Source organism: Acidovorax sp. GW821-FHT09B03 (assembly GCF_059418305.1).
This window is the reverse complement of sequence record NZ_JBWKPP010000001.1, coordinates 618,774-640,203: the sequence shown is the minus strand read 5'-3', so window position 1 is coordinate 640,203 and position 21,430 is coordinate 618,774. Positions and strand designations below refer to the sequence as shown.

Genomic DNA, 21,430 nt, shown 5'->3' with positions numbered 1-21,430 from the left:
GATTATTGGATCTCTCTGGGGTTGATACGTACGGGATTGCGCAGCGGCTCGATGAAGAGCTTCTCGCCTTCCAGGCGCACCTGGGCCGGCCTGCCCGCGACCTCATCGGGCAGGGCGGTCTCCGTGGTGCGGTAGATGCCTGCAATGGACACCAGTTGCGGCTCCATGCAGGTGGAAAAGATGCGTGCCTCGGTGTTGCCGCGCGCGCCGGCAATGGCGCGCCCGCGCAGCGGGGCATACACGTGGATGTTGCCGTCGGCGATCACCTCGGCACCGAAGCTGACCATGGCCAGCACCACCAGGTCGCAGCCGCGCGCATAGACCTGCTGGCCCGAACGCAGCGGCTTGTCGATGACCATGGTGCCGGGGCCGGCCACGGGCACTTCGCGCACCACCTCGACCTCGTGCACCACCTCGCGGATGACCTCCTGCACCTGGACCTGCGCCTCCGGGTCCGGTTCGGGCTCCTGTTCCGGGGCGGCTGCCGTCTCGGCACGGGCCGCCGGGGCATCGGGTACCGCCGCCAGCCCCACGGCGCGCGCGGCGTCCATCTGGGCCGGGCTGCCGCCACGCACCGCCACGGGCAGGGTGCGGTGCTCGCGCAGCACCGCGACGATGGCCGCGAAGTCGATGGACTCCTCGGCCTCGCGCACCAGCGCCAGGTCGATCAGCACCGGGTCGTTGTCGAAGAACCCCGGTGCATCGGCCACACGCTCGGCCAGTTCGGCGGCGAACTGGGCGGCATCAGTGGTCTTGAGCAGCACCGCCACCACGGACAGCGAAGCGCTCTTGAGATCGAAGCGGGTGCGGACCTGGGCCGCCGTGGAAAAGGCCATGTCAACGGAGTTGGGTGAAGAAAGCGCCCGAAAGCCGGTATCGCCAGCCGCAAAGTGTACCGTGGGCCCAAAGAGGCCTTGTCTCGCGACGTTTCAGGCCGCGGCCGGGCGCTGCCCTGCGGCCTGGGCACGCCCCTTCCATAATCGGCCGATGCCCATTGCCCGCAAGACCCACCTCGATTCCCTGGCCATCGGCCTGCTGCTCGCCTGCTGCATGTTCTGGGGCTTCCAGCAGGTGCTGGTGAAGGCCACCGTGGCCGAGGTGGCCCCGGTGTTCCAGGCCTCGGTGCGCTTCGTGCTGGCGGCGCTGGCCATTGCCGCCTGGTGCCTGTGGCGCGGCGTGCCCCTGTCCAGCCGTGGCGAGCCCGCGGGCGCGCTGCGCGCCGGGCTGCTGGCCGGGGCCCTGTTCGCGGGCGAGTTCGCCTGCATCTACCTGGGGCTGCAGTACACCAGCGCCTCGCGGCTCACGGTGTTCCTGTACGGGGCGCCATTCTGGGTGGCCCTGCTGCTGCCGCGCTTCATCCCCAGCGAGCGGCTGCGCGGCTGGCAGTGGCTGGGCCTGGCTGCCGCCTTCGTGGGCGTGGCGCTGGCCTTGGGCGACGGCATGCTGGGCCCGGCCAACGCCGCCATGCCCCTGGCCTGGCTCGGCGACCTGCTGGGCGTGGCCTCGGGCCTGATGTGGGCGCTGACCACGGTGGTGATCCGCACCACGCCATTGGCGCGCGTCGCCCCGGCCAAGCAGCTGCTCTACCAGGTGGGCGTGAGCGCTGCCGTGCTGCCCCTCCTGTCCCTGGTGCTGGGCGAGACCTGGACCTGGCACTTCAGCGGCTTCGCCTGGGGATCGCTGCTGGTGCAGGCCCTGGTGGGCGCCTTCGTGAGCTACCTGGCCTGGATGTGGATGCTGGCCCACTACCCGGCCACGCGCATCTCGGTGTTCGTCTTCCTGACCCCCGTCTTCGCCCTGCTGTTCGGCGCCTGGTGGCTGGGCGAACCCGTGACCCCGGGGCTGCTGGTGGCCCTGGGGCTGGTGGCGGTGGGGATTGTGCTGGTCAATCGCAAGCCGGCTGCGGCCTGAGAGCCACACGGCGCCTCGGCACAGACGTTCCAGGCGCGAAGCGACCCAGGGGGATGTTCAGAATTTAGGGATACGGATGCGGCTGATCATCAGCGAGCCGGAAGCCGCAAACACCAGCACCAGCGGGTGCAGCGTGAAGCCACCGATCAGCACCTTGCCGAACCACAGGTTCTCGCCCAGCGCGCCCATGTAGCCGGCCAGGGCCATCAGGGCCACGAGCACGATGGAGGTGGGGATGGGCGTGCCCTCGAAGTAACGGACCTTGCCGTCGTCGCCCGAGAGCGACTCGGCCGTGACGTTGTAGCGCGCCAGGCGCGAGACGCCGCAGGCCACGAAGTAGGCCAGCACCACACGGTCGTACAGGCCCTGCATGCCGCAGCCATAGGCAATGATGGCAGGCGCCACGCCGAACGAGATCACGTCGGCCAGCGAATCGAGCTCGCGCCCCATGGCCGAGCTCTTCTGGCGCCAGCGCGCGATGCGCCCGTCGAGCACGTCGAAAACCAGCGCCGCCAGCACCAGGGCGGCGGCAAAGTAGATGTGCAGCACGTCGCGCGTGCCCAGGTAGGTCATGGCCGAGAACAGCGCCCCGACGCCGCACACCGCGTTGCCCAGCGTGAACCAGTCGGCCAGGTGGAACTCGCGGATCATCGAAAAGCGCTTGGGATGGGTTTGGGGAGTGGTCATGTCAGGAGCGCACCGGTCGCGCCAGGGAAAGTGGTGACGCCACATTATGGGCGGCGGCGCGCACCGCCTTCTGTAGGCACACTCCCCGCGCGGGTGGGATGGCCCCGGCAGCAGGCGCATGCAGCCCAGGCCCCGCGCGATGGCCTTGCGACTGTCAATGTTTTTTGAACAGTGTGTCCATGGTTTTGTGCAATTGTCAAAAAATCATCGCGCACCAACAATGACCGGCCCACCTGTTTCCCAGGATGGGCCCCGATTTGCCAGGAGACAAACCATGCACACTGCCGGGAGCGCACTCTCGCCCTGCCCCACCCCTGTCGCCGCGGGGGCCCCCGCTCCATGACGGCGGCCCCCCTTGGCACCGGCGGCGCGCGCGCACGCCCGCCCCTGTCGGCCCCCTTCGCCCCCGCGTTTCCGGTGCGCAGCCTGCAGGACGTGGAGCGCCTGGAGGCGCTGCCACTGGCCCAGGCGCTGCCGGTGCAGAGCACCTACGAGATCTTCTGCAACTCGGCCCATGCCTTTGGCGACAAGACGGCGCTGAGCTTTCTGCCCACCGCCAACCCGGCGGATGAACCCATGCGCTGGTCGTACGCGCAGTTGCTCGCTGGCATCCACCAGACGGCCAACCTGCTGCACGACCTGGGCGTGGGCCCGCAGGATGCCGTGGCCGTGCTGCTGCCCGGCTGCCTGGAATACCACCTGGCCCTGTGGGGCGGCGAGGCGGCCGCCATCGTGCAGCCGCTCAACCCGCTGCTCACACCCGAGAAGCTCGCCTCCATGATGACCCTCGCCCGCGCCAAGGTGCTGATCGCCTATGGCGAGGACGGCGATTCGGGCTTCTGGACCAAGGCCATGGGCCTGCGCAGCCAGGTGCCGACCTTGCGCACCGTGCTGCGCGTGGCCCCGCACGGCGAGGCAGCGGGCGCCGCCGGCCCGCTGCCCGACGGCGTGATCGACTTTGCCAGCCGCAGCGCCCAGCCCGACGACCGGCTGGTGAGCGGGCGTCGCATCGCGGCCGGTGACATCGCGGCCTACTTCCATACCGGGGGCACCACGGGCGCCCCCAAGCTCGCGCGCCACAGCCATGGCGCGCAGGTGTTCACGGCCTGGGCCTGCGTGCAGATGCAGGGCATCCGGCCCGAGGACGCCGGCATCAACGGCTACCCGCTGTTCCACGTGGCGGGCGTGCTGCCGGGCGCGCTGGCGGCACTGTCGGCCGGGGTGGAGACCATCATCCCGACCACCGGGCTGTTCCGCAACCGCCAGGTGATCGCCAACTACTGGCGCCTGGCCGAGCGCTACCGCTGCACCTACCTGTCGGCCGTGCCCACGGTGCTGGCGGCGCTGGCCAATGTGCCACTCGATGGTGCGGACATCTCGGGCCTGCGTTACTGCCGCACCGGTGCGGCGGTGCTGGCGCCCGAGCTCGCGGCGCGCTTTGAGCGCCTGTTCGGCCTGCATGTGCACGAGAGCCTGGGCATGACGGAGATGGCCGGCATCTCCACCATCACGCCACCGGGCGTGAACGCGCCCGCAGGCTGCGTTGGCTGGCGCCTGCCCTACACGCGGCTGCGCATCGTGGCGCTCGATGCGCACGGCAATGCCTCGGACCAGGAGATGCCGCCCGGCCAGCCGGGCATGGTGCTGTTCCACTCGCCCAACCTGTTCTCGGGCTTTCTCGATGCTGCCGACACGGCCCGGGCCTTCACGGCCGATGGCTGGCTGGCCACGGGCGACCTGGGCTTTGTCGATGCCGAAGGCCGCCTGCACCTGAGCGGGCGCTCCAAGGACCTCATCATCCGCAGCGGCCACAACATCGACCCGAAGGTGATCGAGGACGCCCTGGGCGCCCACCCCGCCGTGCAGCTGTGCGCCGCCGTGGGGGCCCCCGATGCCTATGCGGGCGAGCTGCCCGTGGTGTTCGCCACGCTGGTGCCGGGCGCCCAGGCCAGCGAGGCCGAGCTGCTGGACTTCGTCTGCGCGGGCGTGGACGAGGCCGTGTCGCGCCCGCGCACGCTGACCGTGCTGGAGACCATGCCCGTGACCAATGTGGGCAAGATCTACAAGCCCGCCCTGCGCCTGCAGGCCGCCTGCCGGACGGTGCAGGCGCTGGTCGACGGCGTGTGCACCGAACTCGGCGCCACCACGCGCCCCAGCGTGCAGGCAGAAGGCGAAAGCGCCGTGCGCGTAGCGGTCGACGGTGGCGCACCAGCCCTCGCCGACCGCCTGCGCCAGGTACTGGCGCCCCTGCCCATCCAGATGCAGGTGGTGCTGTCAGCGCCCGGTGCCTGAGCTTTTCCCCCAAGACCCATAACGATTCCAGGAGACAAACCACCATGCGAACTTTCCAGACCCTTCAACGCCGCACCTGGCTCGGCGCGGCCGCGCTCGCCATCGCCACTCTCGCCGGCACGGCCGCCCAGGCCCAGCAGCCGGCCTACCCTGCCAAGCCGATCAAGGTGGTCGTGCCCTTTGCGCCGGGCGGCGCCACCGACGTGCTGGCCCGCGTGCTGGCCGAGAAGATGGCGGCCGGCCTGGGCCAGCCCCTGGTCATCGACAACAAGCCCGGCGCGGCCGGCATCATCGGCACCGATGCGGTAGCCAAGGCCGCACCCGATGGCTACACCATCGTGCTGGGCCTGAGCAATTCGCTGCTGACCAACCAGTTCCTCTACGAGAAGCTGCCCTACGACCCGCAGCGCGATCTGGCCCTGGTCTACCAGATCGCCATCGCCCCGCTGGTGCTGGTCGCCCACCCCAGCGTGCCCGTGGCCACCGGCCCCGAGCTGCTCAAGTACGCCGCCGCCAACAAGGGCAAGGTGGCCTATGGCTCCTACGGCACGGGCGCCTACCCGCACCTTGCGGGGGCCTACATGAGCCTCACGCAGAACGCCGACATGAGCCATGTGGCCTACCGCGGTGAGGCACCCATGGTGCAGGATTTGATCGGCGGCCAGATCCAGATGGCCTACGCGAGTGCCCTGGTCGCCAAGCCGCACATCGACGCCGGCAAGCTCAAGGCGCTGGGCGTGACCGGCGAGCGGCGCATGGGCATCCTGCCCAACGTGCCCACGCTGACCGAGCAGGGCATGACCGACGAGGCCTACCGCGTGGCGGGCTGGCTGGCCTTTGCCGCGCCGGCGGGCACGCCGCCGGCCATCCTGGAGCGCCTGGCCGCCGAGGTGCGCAAGGCCGTGCAACTGCCCGACGTGGCGCAGCGCATCGCGGGCATGGGCTTCGAGGCCCGCACCAACTCCTCACCGGCCGAGTTCAAGGCCGCGTACATGAAGGAGCGGCCCGTGTGGGAGCGTTTGATCAAGCAATCCGGCGCAAAGCTTGACTGACCCCCTGAGCTGCTTCGCAGCATCCCCCTGAAGGGGGACGCCCCCGGTGCGGCGGGGCGGCCCTTGCACGGGGGCACTGGCTTCGGGCGCGCCCGTTTTGCAGGCCGAGAGCCTTGCTCAGCCTTGCGCTGCCGCCTTGGCGGCCCGCTGGTTGGCAAACGCCACATACCAGTCCAGGCAACCCGGGTTGGCCATGGCGTCCTTGTTGACGACCTTCTCGATGGGCTGGCCCAGCAGGAGTTTCTTGATGGGCAGCTCCTGCTTCTTGCCGCTCAGGGTGCGCGGGATCTCGGGCACCTGGAAGATGTCGTCGGGCACGAAGCGCGGGCTCAGCGCGGTGCGCACGGCGCCGTTCAGGCGCTGGCGCGTGGCCTCGTCGAGCGCCACACCCTCGCGCAGCACCACGAACAGCGGCATGTAGCTTTCGCGGCCCAGGTACTCGAGGTCGACGACCATGCTGTCGAGCACCTCGGGCAGGGCCTCCACGGCGCTGTAGATCTCGCTGGTGCCCATGCGCAGGCCGTGGCGGTTGATGGTGGCGTCCGAGCGGCCGTAGATGGTGCAGCCACCGCTGGCACCGTCGATCTTGAGCCAGTCGCCATGGCGCCAGACGGCGCCGGCCTCGGGCCCCGTGTCGCCGCCGCCGGGGCGGCGGCCATGGCCGGGCGGGTACATGTCGAAATAGCTCGACAGGTAGCGTTCGCCGTTGGTGTCGTTCCACAGGTACAGCGGCATGGAGGGGATGGGCTGCACGCAGACCAGCTCGCCCACCTCGTCCTTCACGGGTTCGCCCTGGGCGTTCCAGGACTCCACGGCCGCGCCCAGCATGCGGCACTGCATTTCGCCGGGCACATGGGGCATCTCGCGGTGGCCGCCGATGAAGGCGCCGCAGAAGTCCGTGCCGCCCGAGATGTTGTTCCACCAGATGTCCGGGGTGCCGATGCGCTCGAACTGCGCCGTGCCCCAGGCCTGCACCTCGGGCGAGAGCGGCGAGCCCGTGGTACCCAGGGCGCGCACGCGCGACAGGTCGCCGCAGGCGGCCAGGTCCAGCCCCGACTTCATGCAGTTGGCAAAGAACGCCGCACCCGCACCGAAGAAGGTGACGCCGGTCTCGGCCGCAAAGCGCCACAAGGTACCCCAGTCGGGCCGGTCCTTGCTGCCGCCCGGGTTGCCGTCGTAGATCACGCAGGTGGTGCCCGACAGCAGGCCGCTGGCCTGGGCGTTCCACATCACCCAGCCGGTGGAGCTGTACCAGTGGTAGCGCTCGCCGAGGCTGTTGGCCTCGTAGCTGCAGCCGATGTCGTTGTGCAGCACCTTGAGCTGCAGCGCCACCAGCACCATGCCGCCATGGCCGTGCACGATGGGCTTGGGCAGGCCCGTGGTGCCGCTGGAATAGACGATCCACAGCGGGTGGTCAAAGGGCATCCACTCGGGCACGAAGGCGTCGACCGCGGGGCCGGTGGCGGCCACGTCGGCCGCCCAGTCGGACCAGCCGGCCAGCGCCGCATCCGCAGCGAGGTTGGGCACCAGGATGGCGTGCTGCACGCTGGGCAGGGCCGCGCGCAGCTCGCTGAGCACGCCCATGCGGTCGTGGTCGCGCCCGCCGTAGGTGATGCCGTCCACGCCGATCAGCACCGTGGGCTCGATCTGGCGGAAGCGGTCGAGCACGGCGTTGGTGCCCATGTCGGGCGCGCAGATGCTCCACACCGCGCCAATGCTCACCGTGGCCAGCAGGGCCACCATGGCCTCGGGGATGTTGGGCAGGTAGGCGGCCACGCGGTCGCCGGGCTGCACGCCCTGGGCCTTGAGGTGCAGCGCCAGCGCGGCCACCTGGCGGCGCAGCTCGGGCCAGTCCAACTCGCGGTGCTGGCCTTTTTCGTTGCGGCTGACGATGGCCGGCAAGCCGGCGGCATGGGCCGCCTGCACATGGCGCAGCGCCTGGCGCGCATAGTTGAGCTGCACGCCCGGGAACCACTCGGCCCCCGGCATGGTGTTCCTGGCCAGCGCCACCGTGGGCGGCGTGGGCGACTCGATCTCGAAGTAATCCCAGACGCTGTGCCAGAAGGCATCGAGCTCGGTCGTGGACCAGCGCCACAGCGCGTCGTAGCTGTCGAAGGCCAGGCCGCGCTGGTCGCGCAGCCAGTCCTGGTACAGGCGGATCTGGGGAATGAACGGGGGGGTGTTGTTGGTTGTCTCCATGGCGACGCAGCGTACCAGCGCTGGCGCAGGCCTGCCATCGGGCGCCGTCCCCGGATTGACACCCGGGGCGGCCCGGTCCACCTTCCCGCGCGCACCACAGACGGACACATTTTCTCGGGAAAACCCTTGCGAGGTACGACAACCGCTCGGAAATACTCGGTGTCGCCCGGGAGAGCCCCGTGGCACCACAACAAATGCATCGCCAGGAGCGAGGGGGGATGGACATGAAAAACACCTGGACGGCCGGGGGCACCGCTGTGCGCCCGCTGCAACGCATGCCGTGGGCCATCGCGGCCTTGCTGGGCCTGGCCTGCGCGGGCAGCGCCCAGGCGCTCAGCCCGCTGCCACCCGCCGTGTCGGGCGCCAGCACCTGCTTTCACAAGGACCGGGGCTTCGTCGCCCGGGCCCAGCTGGATTTCAGCGCTGAAAGCCCCGATGGGCTCTTCGACATCTACAAAGGCGCGCACTACCAGGGGCAATGGGCTTTCCAGAACAGCCAGGGGCAGTGGGTGGTGCTGCCCCCCTCGATCGGCCTGGTGCCCGTGGCCGGCAACGCCGTACGCCACCCCCAGCGCAGCCAGGGCGCAGGCGTGAACACGCTGGAGGTGGCGGTCACCGAACCTGGCCTGCGCTCCGCCGCGGCCCTGCCCGGGCTCACGGTGTTCGTGGGCTATGGCGCCAGCGGGGCCCAGAGTTTTGCCGACCTGCTGGCGCGCCAGCGCTTCGGCGTGGTGGCGCAGATCGCGGGCAACGAGCCCCTGCGCGACCCATGCGATACCACCGCGCCCGGTGCGGGCGGCGGGGGCGCAACGCCCAACCCCGCGCCGTCCGGCAGCCTGGCCGCCCTGAACGTACGCGTGCAGGGGCTTGGCCTCGGCCGCACGCTGCAGCTCGGCCACGGCACGGCCACATTGGACGCCACCCTGAACGAGCCCTACCGCTTCGCGCCCCAGGCGGCAGCGGGCGCCCCGCTGGACCTGCGCGTCACGGCCCAGCCCACCGGGCAGCGCTGCGCCGTGTCGGAGTCCGCCCCGGCCACCGTACCGGCCGACGGCGCTCCGGTCTTCGTGCGCTGCGTGCACACCGCTGGCGCCCACCTCACCCTGCCCGACACCGAGCCCCGCAAGCCGCTGGCCGTGGGCTTTGCGTTGCGCGAGCTGGCCTACCCGGGCATCGCCTACGAAAGCCGGCCCGGCGTGGTGGGCGGCACCTTTCCCTATGAGTACCGGCTGCAGGGCTTCACGCGCAATGGCGTGGCGCAGAGCAGCGCCGACCTGTCGCTCGACTTCCGGCGTGGCACGGTGCGCTTCACGCCGCCTGCCGAGGGCAGCTACACCATCACGCTGGAAATCAAGGACAGTGGCAGCACGCCGCAGACGCTGGTGCGCAGCTTCACCGTCGACACGGCGGCCTCGCGCTTTGTATTCGTCGCTCCGGATGGACAGGACGCCAGTGGCCGGGGCACGCGCGCAGCGCCCTACAGGACGCTCGCCTATGCCCTGGCACGCAGCACCGCGGGCCAGGCCCTCGTGCTGCGCCAGGGCACCTACCTGAGCGGCCCCCTGCGGCTGCTGGACAACAAGGCCAAGCAGATCCTCGCCTACCCCGACGAGGTGGCCACGCTGGACATGAACAGGGTGGACACCATTTCCGTGGCCTCCTCGACCGCACCGGCACCGCGCATCGAGGGCGTGGACATCGCCAACGTCAAGCAGTACGGCATCGTGAGCGACCCGAGCAAGGCCGGGCTGGTGGTGCGCCACGTGCGCTTCGTCAACGGGGAGGAAGGCCCCACCCTGAGCGAGAACCCCGCCTTCATCCATGGCTGGGGCGACACGGGCCCCGCCTGGCGCCACCAGTTCCTGGTGCAGGACAACGACTTCGGCACCTACGTAGGTGCGGGCTATGCCACCACCTTCTTCGATGCCGGCGAGTCGCTCGTCGAGAACAACCAGCTGCGACTGGGCAAGGTCAATGGCGGCTTCCACGACAAGGACAATTCGCAGAACAACACCTACCGCGAGAACTACATCGAGTTCTCGGCAGCCAACCGCACCACTTCGGGCATCCAGGTGTCAGCGCAGGACAATTCGGTGGGGGTGCACATCCACCACAACCTGCTGGTGAACGCCGGGATCCTGCTGGGAACGCAGTGCTTCCAGAGCACCTGCTCTATGCGCGACCACGACGTGCACCACAACACGGTCGTCAACCAGCGCATCGCCCTGAGCTGGGGGCCGTTCAACCCCATGAGTTCGGGCACGCGCATCAGCCACAACATCCTCAGCAGCGGCAGCACGCCGGCCTATGGCGGCCTGTCGTGCCAGAGCCGGCCAGCCGGCCTGGCCACGCAGCTGGCGGCACGCGCCAACTGGATCGAAAGCACGGCCCCCCTGGCCTTCAAGGACAGCGAGTGCACGGGCAACGACATGGCATGGTCGGTGTGGCAAGGCACCTACGGCCAGGACACGGCGGCATCGGGCAGCAGCGTGAGCCCCACCAGCGTGCTGACCGGCTCCGGGCCGACCACCGGACTGCCGGCAGGCGACGCCCGCCGCACCCAGCGCGGGCACCAGTACTGACGCCACGGGGTCGCCTGCGGCCCCGTTTGATCGCGGCGGCCGAGGTGGTCAGCCGCCTTCGGGCTCGTGCAGGCCGGTGATGGCGTAGCCTTTTTCCTGCAGCTGAGCGCCTGGCTTGACGATTCCGTAGTGGTCCCAGCGGTCGGCATCTTCGTCCAGGTCCTGGCCTTTCACCTCGGTGTCCCAGTCCGTATTGGTCGCTTCTTCCGGAATTCGCTTTCCTTCCGGCACGGCCAGGTGGGTGAAACGGCCCTCAGCTTCGGCCCGACGGTAGATGTCCACGCGCATGGTTGGTCCTTTGGCGGTTACAAAGAAGCCACTCTACTGCCCATGGCGAAAAGGCGCCGTAGGAAAAACTCCCGCTGGCATCAGGGCCTTGGCGCGGGCCGGGAAAACCTGCAGAAACCCATCGCCTTGATTTTTCGCACACATGTGCTAAATTAACGCCATGGATGCCAAGACCCAGAAAGCCGAGCTCACGCGCGCCGCCATCATCGGCGCCGCGCTGGACGTGGCTGCGGCCGACGGGCTGGAGTCCATCACCCTGCAGGCCGTGGCCGACCGCGTGGGCCTGTCCAAGAGCGGCGTGTTCTCGCGCGCCGGTTCGCGCGAGGCACTGCAGAAGGCCGTGATCGAGGAGTACGGCCGCGGCTTCCTGGCCCAGGTGTTCGTGCCCGCCATGCAGCAGCCCAAGGGCCTGCCCCGCCTGAACGATATCGTGCGCCGCTGGATTGCGCGCACGCGCGACGTGGAGGCCTTCACCGGCTGCATCTACGTCGCCGGCGCCTTCGAACTCGACGACCGCGAAGGCGAGCTGCGCGACCTGCTGCACACCGAGATCACGCGCTGGCGCGCCGCCCTGCGCCGCACCGTGCTGCAGGCCATCGAGGCCGGGCACCTGCCCGCAGACACCCCGGCCGACCAGTTGGTGGCAGAGATCTACGCCATGGTCATGGGCCTGCTCCACGACGTGCGCTTCCTGCGTGATCCGCAGGCGGCGCAACGCACCGAGGCGTCGTGGGCGCGCCTCGTCAAGAGTTACCAGACCGCCTAAACCCCCTTTGCGCGCCATGGAACCCTTGCTTCTTGTTCGCCCAAATTTCGCACAACCGTGCGAAGAAAGGAAAACACCATGCTGATCCTTGTCGGACTTGCCGCTGCCGCGGCCCTCGCAGGCGCCTTGCATGCGGTGCGCCAGACCCTGGCCCGCCTTCCGCGCAGCAACCACGACTGGGTCTTCTACTGACCGCACGCGCCTCTCCCTCTCTGGAACCCTTCCACCCCCCTACGGAGCCCCACCATGAGCCAGTCCACCGCCGTGCAGGCCACCTCGAACTTCTACGGCGCCCATGCCGGCATGCGCCTGGTGCGCCTGGCACTGGGCACGGCGCAGCACCTGTGGCCCCGGCTCGCCGTGCGCACCGCCTACCGCCTCTTCGGCACGCCCCTGCCCTTGCGCAAGCCGGGCCACCAGGCCCTGGTGGCCGCCGGCTGGCAGGCCGAGCGCTGGCCCTTCGAGGACGCCGAGATCACGCTCTACACCCGCAGCGACCTGCCTACCGAGGGCCCGGTGGTGCTGCTGTCCCATGGCTGGGGCGGGCATGCGCGGCACATGCTGCCCCTGGCCGATGCGCTGACCGCGCGCGGCATGCACCCCGTGCTCGTGGACCTGCCCGCGCACGGCGGCAGCCGGGGGCGCGTGAGCAACCTGCCGCAGTTCGCCCGCGCCCTCGAATACGCCACGGCGCGCCTGCAGGCCCGGGGCAACACGCTGGCAGCCGTGGTGGCCCACTCGCTGGCCGCCAACGCCGCAGCCCATGCCGCGAGCCGGGGACTGCCGGCCGCCCGGCTGGTGCTGCTGGCGCCGCCCGCATCACCCAGGGAATACACCCGGTTGTTCGCGCAGGTGTTCGGCCTGAGCGAGACCACGCGCGCCGCGATGGAGCGGCGCATCGAGGCGCGCGAAGGCATCCTCATGCCCCAGTTCGAACCCCAGGCCGTGGGGCCGCGCATCGCCCAGCCCACCCTGGTCGTGCACGACCGGGGCGACCGCATCAACCGCTTTGCCGACGGTGAGGCCTACCGCGACCACATTGCGGGCGCGCAACTGCTGGCCACCGACGGGCTGGGCCACCGCAAGCTGCTGCAGGACGAGGCCGTGCTGCACGCCGTGGCGAATTTCATACAGGCTTGATGCCGCCCAGGGCGCCAGGCCTATGATCGGCAGCCTGTTCCTGCCGACCCGAATTCCTGATGCCCCTGCTCATCTCTGCCTGGCCCATCCTGGTCTGGGTGCTGCTCGCCTTGGTCGTGTTGTCCGCCATTTTCTTTCTCGCCCGGGGTGATCGCCGCGCCTTCCTGCAGCTGCTGGCCCTGGTGGCCTGTTTCCTGATCGGGGCGCTGCTCATGGAGTTCATGCTCTTCATGGCCGCGCGCATGTCGCGCACGGGCGGCGTGCAGGGCACGCCGGTGCTGGGCGACGGCACGCGCCAGCTGTTGCAGACCATTGCCAACCCGCGCTCCATCACGGCGCCACCGCTGTCGCTGGCTGCGATGGCGGCGTATTCGGTGCCGCTGTCCTGCCTGTGGCTGCTGGTGGCCTGGGTGCTGCACCTGCGCGGCGGCGGCAAATCGGGCGCTGGCAAGAAGAAAAAGCCGGCCAGGGCCTCGGCCAAGTCCCGCAAGGCTTGACCCACGGCAAAGCCCCTGCTGGCACCAGGGCAGCACAATGGGGACGCACCCGCAGCGGGTGCGTTCACACCCTGTTGCCATGACCTCCCGAAGTGACGTTCTCATCGTGGGCGCCGGCCCCGCCGGGCTTTCGCTCGCCATCGCGCTGGCGCAGGCCGGCTTCAGCGCCACCGTGGTGGAGCAGCAGCCCGGGGCGGCGCTGGCCGACCCGGCACCCGATGGCCGCGAGATCGCGCTCACGCACCCCAGCGTGGCCACGCTGCAGCGCCTGGGCACCTGGGCCGGCCTGCAGGCGCACGAGCGCGGCACGATCCGCGAGGCCCAGGTGCACGATGGCCCCCTGGGCCGCCACGGCCCCCTGCGGCTGCACACCGGCGGCGCCCAGGCGCTGGGCGCCATCGTCTCCAACCACGCGCTGCGGCGCACCGCCCACGCCGTGGCTGCGCGCACCGCGGGCGTGCGCATCCTCGCCGGCGCGCAGGTGACGCGGGTCGCCACCGGGGTCGAGCATGCCGAACTCGACTGCACGCTGGGCCCGGCCGAGGGCACGACGGCTTCGCAAACGCTGCGCTTGCAGGCGCCCCTGCTGGTGGCGGCCGACAGCCGCTTTTCGGTCACGCGGCGCCAGCTCGGCATCGGGGCGGACATCACGGACTTCGGCCGCACCGTCATCGTCTGCCGCACGCACAGCCCCATGGCGGCACAGCCCACGAATGCTTTGGCTACGCGCGCACGCTGGCCATCCTGCCCCTGCCCGATGCCGCCGATGGCCGGGCCGCCTGCTCGGTGGTGGTCACGGCCGGGGCGGCTGATGCCGCGGCGCTGATGGCCCTGCCACCCGAGGCCTTTGCTGCGCAGGTGCAGGCCCAGTTCCAGCAGCGGCTGGGGGCCATGGAACTGGAAGGCGAGCGCCATGCCTACCCGCTGGTGGGAGTGTATGCCCGGCGCTTTGCGGGCCCACGCTGTGCGCTGCTGGGCGATGCCGCCGTGGGCATGCACCCGGTGACGGCGCACGGCTTCAACCTCGGGCTGGCGGGCGTGGAGCGCCTGGTGGCCGCCCTGGTGGCAGGCCGCCACCAGGGGCATGACACCGGCCATACCGCGGCACTGGCCCGCTATGCGAGCGAGCACCACCGCCATGCCTGGCCGATGTACCAGGGAACGAACGCCATCGTGCGGCTCTACACCGACGCCCGGCCTGTGCCACGCCTGCTGCGCCAGGGGGTGCTGCAGCTGGCACGGCGCCTGCCACCGCTGCGGGCAGCCATCGTGGGGCAGCTCACCGGGCCCCTGGGCGCTTCCCCACATGCCCACCGGAGCGCGCTGCGCCCCTGGGACTGAGAGGGTGTCCTAAGCGCTGAGCATGCCCCAGACCAGCGCCACGCCGGCGACCAGCAGATCACCGGTCACGCTCGCCTCGGTCGCGCCGGCACTGCTGAAGCGCTCCTTCTGCCGCTCACGCTCGGCGCGCGTGCGGTCGCGTTCGAGCGACACCAGCGCATCGGCCAGGTCGGTGCGCTGGGGCGGGTGCAGTTGGGCGGCACGCTGGCCGGCCTGGGCATAGCCATCCAGCGCGCGCTTCACGGCCTCCGGATCGATGAGCGAGAACGCCGCGCGGCAGTAGGGGCAGGCGTGGTCCTTGCGGATGTCCACGGGGGCGCCACAGCTGGTGCAGTAGATGGCGCCGACACGCCTGGCGAGGTCCGCCACCTCAGGCTGGGTCATGTGGCGCACGAAGCCCTTTTCCACCATGAAGGACGAAAAGGTGCTGAAGCGGCCATGCTGGCTGGCGCAGCGGTACAGGACGTAGCGGCCGCTGCGCACCAGGTCGAAGCCGTGCGCGAGCGGGCGCACGCAGCGCGGGCAGGCCATGCTGTTCTGCAAAGGGCGCCGCTCGTCGGTGCGGTGCTCGTGCAGCAGCTTGAACAGCTCCACCACCGCCGCGGGCGTCAGCTTGAGGTTCTCGTGCCGGTCGAACCAGATGCCCTGGCAGGGAAAGCAGATGTCGAGCGCCAGCTCGCCGCCCAGGTTGGTGGCGAACCGGTGCTCTTGCATGGGCTGGCGGCAGGAGGGGCAGGAAGGGAGGTGCTGCATGGACAAAGGAAAAGCCGGCGGGATGCGGCCATGGTAGCGCGCCGGCCGGCTGACCCGCAGGCGACGCGGCCCAGGGCCCGGGCGCTTGAACCGAAGCACAATGGCAGGCTCATCTGCCAACCACCAAGGGGCCCTGCTCACCCTTTGCGAGAAAGAAAAGAACGATGCCTGCCATCTGGAAGAAACCCATCACCGTCGAGTCGCTCACCCACCACAGCCTGCGCACGGCCGTGCCGCACCTGGGCATCGAGTTCCTGGAGGTCGGCGACGACTTCGTGCGCGGCCGCGTGCCCGTGGACGAGCGCACCCACCAGCCCTACGGCCTGCTGCACGGCGGCGTGAGCGTGGTGCTGGCCGAGACCCTGGGCTCGGTGGGCGCGGCCCACGCCTGCCCCGAGGGTTACCGCGCCGTGGGCCTGGATATCAACGCCAACCACCTGCGCTCCACCCAGAGCGGCTGGGTGACGGGCACGGCCCGCCCGGTGCACATCGGCCGCACCACGCATGTGTGGCAGATCGACATGGTCAACGACGCGGGCGAGATGACCTGCGTGTCGCGCATCACCATGGCCATCCTGGCGCCGCGCTGACCCCGGCCCCTGGCCAGGGCAGGCGCGCCCGAACGGCCGTTCTGCCTCAGTCGATGGAAAGCTTCACGCGCTTGACCACCTCGGCGTAGCGGGTGCGGTCTTCCTGCGTGAGGTCCACCACCTGCTGCACCGGGCCCGGGCTCGGGACGAAGCCGAAGTTCGCGAACTTGTCCCGGACATCGGGGAGGGCCAGCGCCTCGTTCACGGCCTTGTTGATGTCGGCTGCCGTGGCCGCCGGCGTGCCGCGCGGCGCCATCAGGGCCACCCAGGTCGAGGCATGCAGGCTCTTGGGGCCGCCGGCGGCCTCCAGCGTGGGCACCTCGGGCATGGCCGGCGACTTCGCGCTGTCGGCCACGGCCAGCAGGCGCAGCTTGCCGCCGCGCACCAGCGGGCCAGCACTGGCGATGCTGCCGAAGGCCCAGTCCACCTCGCCCATGGCCACCGCCGCATAGAGCTGGCTGGTCTCCTTGAAGGGCACGTGCACCATCTCCACGCCGGCGGCATGCGCCAGGCGCTCGGAATGCAGGTGGATCGGCCCGCCCACGGCGTTGGAGCCGTAGGTCAGCGGCTTGCGCTTGTCGGCGGCCGCCGCCATCAGCTCCTGCACGCTCTTGTAAGGGCTGGACGCCCCCACGGCGACGAAGAACGCCGTCTTGTACAGCACGGCCACCGGCACCAGGTCCTTGTCGGGCTCGTACGAGAGCTTCTTGAAGATCAGGGGGTTGATGGACAGGTTGCCCACGTCCGCCACCACCAGCTCGCTGCCATTGGGCGCGGCGCCCTTCACGCCGTTGATGGCCACCATGCTGGCGCCGCCGGGCTTGGCATCGATGACCACGGCCCGGCCCCAGCGGGCCTGCAGCTTCTCGCCCACGATGCGTGCCACCACGTCGGGCCCGCTGCCGGTGGGGAACACGGTGGTGATGCGCACGGGCAGGCCCGGCGCAGGCTGTGCCCAGGTGGCGAAGGGGGCCGCCAGGGCCAGGAGGCCGGCGGCACGGCGGGTGATGGTTGGCATGTCTTGTCTCCGTTCTTTTTGGATGGCTGGCCTGGTGGAATTCTTGGATTGCTGCTACCCCGGGGCGCGCCCGGTCACGCGGTCCAACAGGCCCCGGCCGTCCTCGGGCCAGTCGTCGCCGCGCCAGGCCACATGCTGGTCCGGCCGGACCAGGGTGTAGCGCGTGGGGTAGAGGCTGGCAACACCACCCTCCTCGCACTGCAGCACCTTGAGCGGCAGCCGGGCGGCCGCGCACTGCAGCCGGATGCGTTCCAGCTCGGCCCTGTCGGCCTGCGGCGCGGCGAGCAGGGTGAAGCCCGGGCCGAACAGGTCGTACAGGGAGCTGCCGTCGTGCAGCCAGGCATGCGGGGCCAGGCTGCCCGGGCGCGAGGTGGGCACGTAGTTGATGAAGTCGCGGGCCGGTGCTGCCGTGCCATCGGGCACGGTGACCGGCGAATCCTCGTAGCGATAGCCCAGCACCACCCCCAGGGTGGCGAACTCGCGCATCTTGGTGGCCTGGATGCGCACGCCGATCTCCGCGCGCAGGCGCCGGCCTTCGGGCGTGTCGTCCTCCAGGCCTGCGGCGGACAGCTGGTTGCCCAGCACCGCGTGGTTGGCCTCGGCCTCGGCCATCACCCACTCGTGCACCGGCCGGCGCTCGGCTTCGTAGCTGGCCAGCAGGGCATCGCCGCCCCAGCCCTGCAGCCGGGCGGCGAGCTTCCAGCCCAGGTCGACCCCGTCGGCCACGCCCATGTTCATGCCATAGCCGCCAAACGGCGGATGCAGGTGGCAGGCATCCCCGGCCAGGAACACGCGGCGGTCGCTGTAGCGGTCGGCAATCAGGCGGCTGGCCACCCACTCGTCGCTGCTCAGCACTTCGTAGGGCAGGTTCAGGCCGGTGGCCTGGCGGATCAGGGCGGCGGCGTCCAGGTCCGACAGCTTCACGCCCTCGGGCACCCGGGTGGGCATGAAGAACCAGGTGTCGCCCCGGTCCATGGGCCCGATGAGGCTGGGCAGATCGGTGTTGACCTGCCAGTACATGATGGCCGGGCCATGGCGGTGCGCCTGGGCCAGGCCCGGGGCGCGAAACACGATGTTGTAGTTGCGCGAGAGGCCGTAGGTACCCTCCATGCGCGCACCGATGAGTTCGCGCACCTTGCTGCGCGCACCGTCGGCGCCCACCACGTAGTCGGCGCGCACGCAGAAGTCGGTGTCGCCCACCCGGTCGTGCAGATGGACCTCGACGCCCTCTTCGTCCTGGTCGAAGCCGCCGAGCTCGCAGTTGAAGCGCAGCTCCACGCCGGGCAGCGACTGGGCATGGGCACGCAGCACCTCCTCCACCGTGTACTGCGGAATCCACTGCGCATGTTCGGAGTACAGCGGATTGCGCCCCGGCGCGCAGTACATGGCGTTCTCGAAGCGGGTGAGCTCGGGCCCGGCCAGGCGGGTGACGAAGACCACGTTGGAGGGGTAGTCCATGCCCAGCGGCGATGCGGCGCGCAGCTGGTCGGCGATGCCCCAGCGGCGCAGGTGCTCGCGGGTGCGCACATTGGTGGTCTTGGCGCGCGGGGCGTAGCCCACGCGGTCGTTGCGCTCCACCAGCAGGCAGCGGATGCCGCGGTGGCCGAGTTCTATGGCGAGCGCCAGGCCCACGGGGCCGGCACCGACGATCAGGACCTGGACGGATTGCATGGCGGGACTTTTTTCGGGATCTGGATCACGGGCATGGGGCGATCGTAGGCAGTGGCCCGCGTCTGCGAAAGACGGCAAAATTCACACACTGATCGAAATATTCGATCACCCAGCAGCCATGGAGCGTTCATGAAATTCAATGCCCTGCGCGACTTCCTGGCCGTGGCCGAGCGCGGCAGCCTGCGCGGCGCGGCGCGCCACCTGGGCAGTGCCCAGGCCGCCCTGAGCCACAGCATCCAGGAGCTGGAGAAGGACCTGGGCGTGCCGCTGTTCGAGCGCAACAGCCGCGGCGTGTCGCTCACGCCCATGGGCGAGGTGTTCCTGCGCCGTGCCCGCTCCGTGGTGGAAGACGTGCGCCGCGCGCGCGAGGAGATCGACCAGCTGCGCGGGCAGGTGCACGGCCGCCTGGCCATCGCCATGTCCAGCGTGCCGCACCTGGCGCTCTACCCGGGGGCGCTGCGCGCCTTCCGCCAGCGCTACCCCGAGGTGCGGCTGGACATCATGGACGCGGTGTACCCGCGCGTCGAAGCGCGCCTGCTCGACGGCAGCCTGGACTTCTACGCCGGCCCCGCGCCTGCGGACACGGCGGCGGGGCTGGCGGTGGAGAGGCTGTTCGACAACACCCGCGTGGTCGTCGGGCGCAAGGGGCATCCGCTGGCCGGCGCCCGCTCCCTGAAGGAGCTGGCCGGTGCGGAGTGGATCACCAGCTCGGTGACCCACAAGGCCGAGGAGGAGATCGGCCCGCTGTTCCGCCAGCACGGCCTGCCGCCGCCGCGGCTGGTGATGAGCTCGCACTCCACCCTGACCTTCCTCACGTCCATGGTCTATTCCGACCTGCTCATGGTCCTGCCGATCCAGTGGACGCAATCGCCCCTGCTCGGGCTGGTGCAGCAGATCCCGGTGCGCGAGCTGATCCCCGCGCCACCGATCTGCCTGGTGGCGCGCGGCGGCATGCCGCTGACGCCCGCGGCCGGGTACTTCTGCGACATGCTGCGGCGCGAGGCGCACCGGGTGGCGCAGCCGCCAGCCTAGCTAGCCATCAGACCCCGGCGCAGATCCCGTCGGCGCGTGGGTCGGTCGCGCCCTCGATGCGCCCGTCGGGATGGAAGGCCACCGCCCCGGCATGGCCCATCATGTCCTCGAAAGCGCCCACCACCTGCACGTCGTGGCCGGCCGCGCGCAGCCGGTCCACCAGGGCCGGGTCCACGCGCGATTCGAGCTTGAGGTTGGTGGACTGGTCGCCCCAGGTGCGGCCCAGCAGCCAGCGCGGTGCGGTCACCGCGGCCTGCATGTCCTGGCCGAAGAGCACATGGCGCGTGAACACCGCCGCCTGCGTCTGCGGCTGGCCCTCGCCGCCCATGGTGCCGTAGGCCAGCACGCGCCCGTCCTTGAGGTGCGCCAGCGCCGGGTTCAGGGTATGGAACGGCAGGCGCCCGGGCGCCAACTGGTTGGGCCCGGCGCCCAGGGTGAACGAAGCGCCGCGGTTCTGCCAGTGCAGGCCGGTCTCGGGCAGCACGATGCCGCTGCCGAACTCCCAGTAGATGCTCTGGATGTAGCTGACGACATTGCCGTGGGCATCGGCGGCGCCCATCCATACCGTGTCGCCGGGCTCCGTGGGCTCAGGCCAGGGCGCGGCGCGCGCCTTGTCGATGCGTGCGGCCTCGGCGTCGAGCGATGCTGCCTGCAGGAAGGCGGCCGGGTCGGCGCGCATGTACGCCGAGTCACCCACATGCCGGTTGCGCCAGGCGAAGGCGCGCTTGGTGGATTCCACCAGGCCGTGCACATGGTCGAAGCCCTCGGCCTGGACCACGCCCAGGCGGTCGAACAGGCCCAGGATGGCCAGCGAGGACACGCCCTGCGTGGGCGGCGGCTGGTTGAATACGCGGCCGGCCGACAGCTGCACCGACAGCGGCGCCACCTGCGCGGCGTGCCAGCCCTCCAGGTCGGCCAGCGCCAGCGGGCTGCCCAGGGCCTGCAGGTCGCGCGCCATGCTGCGTGCCAGGTCGCCACGGTAGAAGTCGTGCAGCCCGGCCTCGGCCAGGCGCTGCAGCGTGGCCGCAATGCGCGGCTGGCGCAGGGTGTCGCCGCGGCGCGGCTGGCCCTCGGGCGCAAAGGCGGCAGCGAAACCCGGCACGTGTTCGAGCTCGGCCCACTTGGCACGCGTCAGCTCGACCTGGGAGGTGGTGATGGGCATGCCCTCGCGCGCATGGCGGATGGCGTCTTCGAGCAGGCGCGCCAGCGGCAGCGGCTTGCCGCCCCAGGCGCGCGCCACTTCCAGGGCCTCGGCCCAGCCGCCGATGGCACCGGCCACGGTGAGCGCCGCGCGCGGCCCGCGCGTAGGGATGGCCGCATCGCCGTGCGCCTGGTAGAAGGCCGCGTCCGCCGCCTGCGCCGCGCCGCCGCAGGCGCGCACTGCGACCGGGGCCGCCGCGCCTGGCGTGTGGATGAGCCAGAAGCCATCGCCGCCCAGGCTGTTCATATGCGGGTAGACCACCGCGATGGCGGCGGCTGTCGCGACCATGGCCTCCACCGCGTTGCCGCCCTCGCGCAGCACGGCAGCGCCGGCCTGTGCAGCCAGGTGGTGGGGAGCGGTGACCATGCCACCGCGGCTTTGCAGGCTGTGCAACATCGAGAAGTCTCCGG

The 21,430-nt window shown here is 70.6% G+C and carries 17 protein-coding genes and 1 pseudogene; 10 read left to right on the top strand and 8 right to left on the bottom strand.

The window, feature by feature from the left end:
* Positions 1 to 2: 2 nt before the first annotated feature.
* On the bottom strand, positions 3 to 836 hold the full coding sequence (gene minC / locus AC07PA_RS02940; protein WP_007855952.1) for a septum site-determining protein MinC: 834 nt from the start codon (positions 834 to 836) through the stop codon (positions 3 to 5).
* Positions 837 to 987: 151 nt separating this feature from the next.
* Between minC and AC07PA_RS02935 the strand changes: the two genes are divergently transcribed.
* Positions 988 to 1,911 (top strand): DMT family transporter, encoded by a 924-nt coding sequence (locus AC07PA_RS02935; protein WP_494603307.1) that lies wholly within the window; start codon positions 988 to 990, stop codon positions 1,909 to 1,911.
* Positions 1,912 to 1,968: 57 nt separating this feature from the next.
* Here AC07PA_RS02935 and pssA read toward each other — a convergent pair whose 3' ends face one another.
* Positions 1,969 to 2,598: a CDP-diacylglycerol--serine O-phosphatidyltransferase gene (gene pssA / locus AC07PA_RS02930; RefSeq protein ID WP_007855955.1), complete on the bottom strand. Its 630-nt coding sequence runs from the start codon at positions 2,596 to 2,598 to the stop codon at positions 1,969 to 1,971.
* 417 nt (positions 2,599 to 3,015) lie between these two features.
* On the opposite strand from pssA, the gene AC07PA_RS02925 reads away from it, so the two are divergent.
* Positions 3,016 to 4,890, top strand: a complete 1,875-nt coding sequence (locus tag AC07PA_RS02925) for an acyl-CoA synthetase (protein ID WP_494655361.1) — start codon at positions 3,016 to 3,018, stop codon at positions 4,888 to 4,890.
* 44 nt (positions 4,891 to 4,934) lie between these two features.
* Positions 4,935 to 5,942, top strand: coding sequence for a Bug family tripartite tricarboxylate transporter substrate binding protein (locus tag AC07PA_RS02920; RefSeq protein WP_494603309.1), 1,008 nt, complete (start codon positions 4,935 to 4,937; stop codon positions 5,940 to 5,942).
* 117 nt (positions 5,943 to 6,059) lie between these two features.
* Here AC07PA_RS02920 and AC07PA_RS02915 read toward each other — a convergent pair whose 3' ends face one another.
* Positions 6,060 to 8,141, bottom strand: coding sequence for an acetoacetate--CoA ligase (locus AC07PA_RS02915; protein WP_494603311.1), 2,082 nt, complete (start codon positions 8,139 to 8,141; stop codon positions 6,060 to 6,062).
* Positions 8,142 to 8,359: 218 nt separating this feature from the next.
* Here AC07PA_RS02915 and AC07PA_RS02910 point away from each other — a divergent pair, with 218 nt between their 5' ends.
* On the top strand, positions 8,360 to 10,723 hold the full coding sequence (locus AC07PA_RS02910) for a right-handed parallel beta-helix repeat-containing protein (protein WP_494603313.1): 2,364 nt from the start codon (positions 8,360 to 8,362) through the stop codon (positions 10,721 to 10,723).
* A 48-nt stretch (positions 10,724 to 10,771) separates the two neighbouring features.
* Here AC07PA_RS02910 and AC07PA_RS02905 read toward each other — a convergent pair whose 3' ends face one another.
* The gene (locus AC07PA_RS02905; protein ID WP_007855973.1) at positions 10,772 to 11,011 is read right to left on the bottom strand and encodes a DUF6139 family protein; all 240 of its coding nucleotides are present in this window, start codon (positions 11,009 to 11,011) and stop codon (positions 10,772 to 10,774) included.
* A gap of 160 nt (positions 11,012 to 11,171) precedes the next feature.
* On the opposite strand from AC07PA_RS02905, the gene AC07PA_RS02900 reads away from it, so the two are divergent.
* From AC07PA_RS02900 to ubiM, 4 genes and pseudogenes are all read left to right on the top strand, one after another.
* On the top strand, positions 11,172 to 11,777 hold the full coding sequence (locus AC07PA_RS02900) for a TetR/AcrR family transcriptional regulator (protein WP_007855974.1): 606 nt from the start codon (positions 11,172 to 11,174) through the stop codon (positions 11,775 to 11,777).
* A 246-nt stretch (positions 11,778 to 12,023) separates the two neighbouring features.
* Positions 12,024 to 12,917 (top strand): alpha/beta fold hydrolase, encoded by an 894-nt coding sequence (locus AC07PA_RS02895; protein WP_494603316.1) that lies wholly within the window; start codon positions 12,024 to 12,026, stop codon positions 12,915 to 12,917.
* Between the two features lie 59 nt (positions 12,918 to 12,976).
* The gene (locus tag AC07PA_RS02890) at positions 12,977 to 13,414 is read left to right on the top strand and encodes a hypothetical protein (protein ID WP_007855977.1); all 438 of its coding nucleotides are present in this window, start codon (positions 12,977 to 12,979) and stop codon (positions 13,412 to 13,414) included.
* Positions 13,415 to 13,493: 79 nt separating this feature from the next.
* A pseudogene (ubiM, locus tag AC07PA_RS02885) lies at positions 13,494 to 14,755 on the top strand (5-demethoxyubiquinol-8 5-hydroxylase UbiM).
* A gap of 9 nt (positions 14,756 to 14,764) precedes the next feature.
* Here the strand turns inward: ubiM and AC07PA_RS02880 are convergent.
* Complete coding sequence (locus tag AC07PA_RS02880) at positions 14,765 to 15,508, bottom strand: zf-TFIIB domain-containing protein (protein ID WP_494603318.1); 744 nt, start codon at positions 15,506 to 15,508, stop codon at positions 14,765 to 14,767.
* Between the two features lie 164 nt (positions 15,509 to 15,672).
* Here AC07PA_RS02880 and AC07PA_RS02875 point away from each other — a divergent pair, with 164 nt between their 5' ends.
* Positions 15,673 to 16,098, top strand: coding sequence for a hotdog fold thioesterase (locus AC07PA_RS02875; RefSeq protein WP_184855097.1), 426 nt, complete (start codon positions 15,673 to 15,675; stop codon positions 16,096 to 16,098).
* 46 nt (positions 16,099 to 16,144) lie between these two features.
* Here the strand turns inward: AC07PA_RS02875 and AC07PA_RS02870 are convergent, their stop codons facing one another.
* Positions 16,145 to 17,116, bottom strand: a complete 972-nt coding sequence (locus tag AC07PA_RS02870) for a Bug family tripartite tricarboxylate transporter substrate binding protein (protein WP_494603321.1) — start codon at positions 17,114 to 17,116, stop codon at positions 16,145 to 16,147.
* Between the two features lie 54 nt (positions 17,117 to 17,170).
* Positions 17,171 to 18,787: an FAD-dependent monooxygenase gene (locus AC07PA_RS02865; RefSeq protein ID WP_494603323.1), complete on the bottom strand. Its 1,617-nt coding sequence runs from the start codon at positions 18,785 to 18,787 to the stop codon at positions 17,171 to 17,173.
* 129 nt (positions 18,788 to 18,916) lie between these two features.
* Between AC07PA_RS02865 and AC07PA_RS02860 the strand changes: the two genes are divergently transcribed.
* Complete coding sequence (locus tag AC07PA_RS02860; protein ID WP_494603325.1) at positions 18,917 to 19,819, top strand: LysR family transcriptional regulator; 903 nt, start codon at positions 18,917 to 18,919, stop codon at positions 19,817 to 19,819.
* 7 nt (positions 19,820 to 19,826) lie between these two features.
* Here the strand turns inward: AC07PA_RS02860 and AC07PA_RS02855 are convergent, their stop codons facing one another.
* Positions 19,827 to 21,416 (bottom strand): gamma-glutamyltransferase family protein, encoded by a 1,590-nt coding sequence (locus AC07PA_RS02855; protein WP_494603326.1) that lies wholly within the window; start codon positions 21,414 to 21,416, stop codon positions 19,827 to 19,829.
* Positions 21,417 to 21,430 lie beyond the last annotated feature (14 nt).

Bases quoted from the DNA above. Each gene is read 5' to 3' on its own strand.
- minC (WP_007855952.1), bottom strand. From the start codon at position 836: ATGGCCTTTTCCACGGCGGCCCAGGTCCGCACCCGCTTCGATCTCAAG.
- AC07PA_RS02905 (WP_007855973.1), bottom strand. From the start codon at position 11,011: ATGCGCGTGGACATCTACCGTCGGGCCGAAGCTGAGGGCCGTTTCACC.
- AC07PA_RS02865 (WP_494603323.1), bottom strand. From the start codon at position 18,787: ATGCAATCCGTCCAGGTCCTGATCGTCGGTGCCGGCCCCGTGGGCCTG.
- AC07PA_RS02920 (WP_494603309.1), top strand. From the start codon at position 4,935: ATGCGAACTTTCCAGACCCTTCAACGCCGCACCTGGCTCGGCGCGGCC.
- AC07PA_RS02935 (WP_494603307.1), top strand. From the start codon at position 988: ATGCCCATTGCCCGCAAGACCCACCTCGATTCCCTGGCCATCGGCCTG.
- AC07PA_RS02855 (WP_494603326.1), bottom strand. From the start codon at position 21,416: ATGTTGCACAGCCTGCAAAGCCGCGGTGGCATGGTCACCGCTCCCCAC.
- AC07PA_RS02900 (WP_007855974.1), top strand. From the start codon at position 11,172: ATGGATGCCAAGACCCAGAAAGCCGAGCTCACGCGCGCCGCCATCATC.
- AC07PA_RS02910 (WP_494603313.1), top strand. From the start codon at position 8,360: ATGGACATGAAAAACACCTGGACGGCCGGGGGCACCGCTGTGCGCCCG.
- AC07PA_RS02895 (WP_494603316.1), top strand. From the start codon at position 12,024: ATGAGCCAGTCCACCGCCGTGCAGGCCACCTCGAACTTCTACGGCGCC.
- AC07PA_RS02890 (WP_007855977.1), top strand. From the start codon at position 12,977: ATGCCCCTGCTCATCTCTGCCTGGCCCATCCTGGTCTGGGTGCTGCTC.
- AC07PA_RS02870 (WP_494603321.1), bottom strand. From the start codon at position 17,116: ATGCCAACCATCACCCGCCGTGCCGCCGGCCTCCTGGCCCTGGCGGCC.
- AC07PA_RS02915 (WP_494603311.1), bottom strand. From the start codon at position 8,141: ATGGAGACAACCAACAACACCCCCCCGTTCATTCCCCAGATCCGCCTG.
- pssA (WP_007855955.1), bottom strand. From the start codon at position 2,598: ATGACCACTCCCCAAACCCATCCCAAGCGCTTTTCGATGATCCGCGAG.
- AC07PA_RS02860 (WP_494603325.1), top strand. From the start codon at position 18,917: ATGAAATTCAATGCCCTGCGCGACTTCCTGGCCGTGGCCGAGCGCGGC.
- AC07PA_RS02875 (WP_184855097.1), top strand. From the start codon at position 15,673: ATGCCTGCCATCTGGAAGAAACCCATCACCGTCGAGTCGCTCACCCAC.
- AC07PA_RS02880 (WP_494603318.1), bottom strand. From the start codon at position 15,508: ATGCAGCACCTCCCTTCCTGCCCCTCCTGCCGCCAGCCCATGCAAGAG.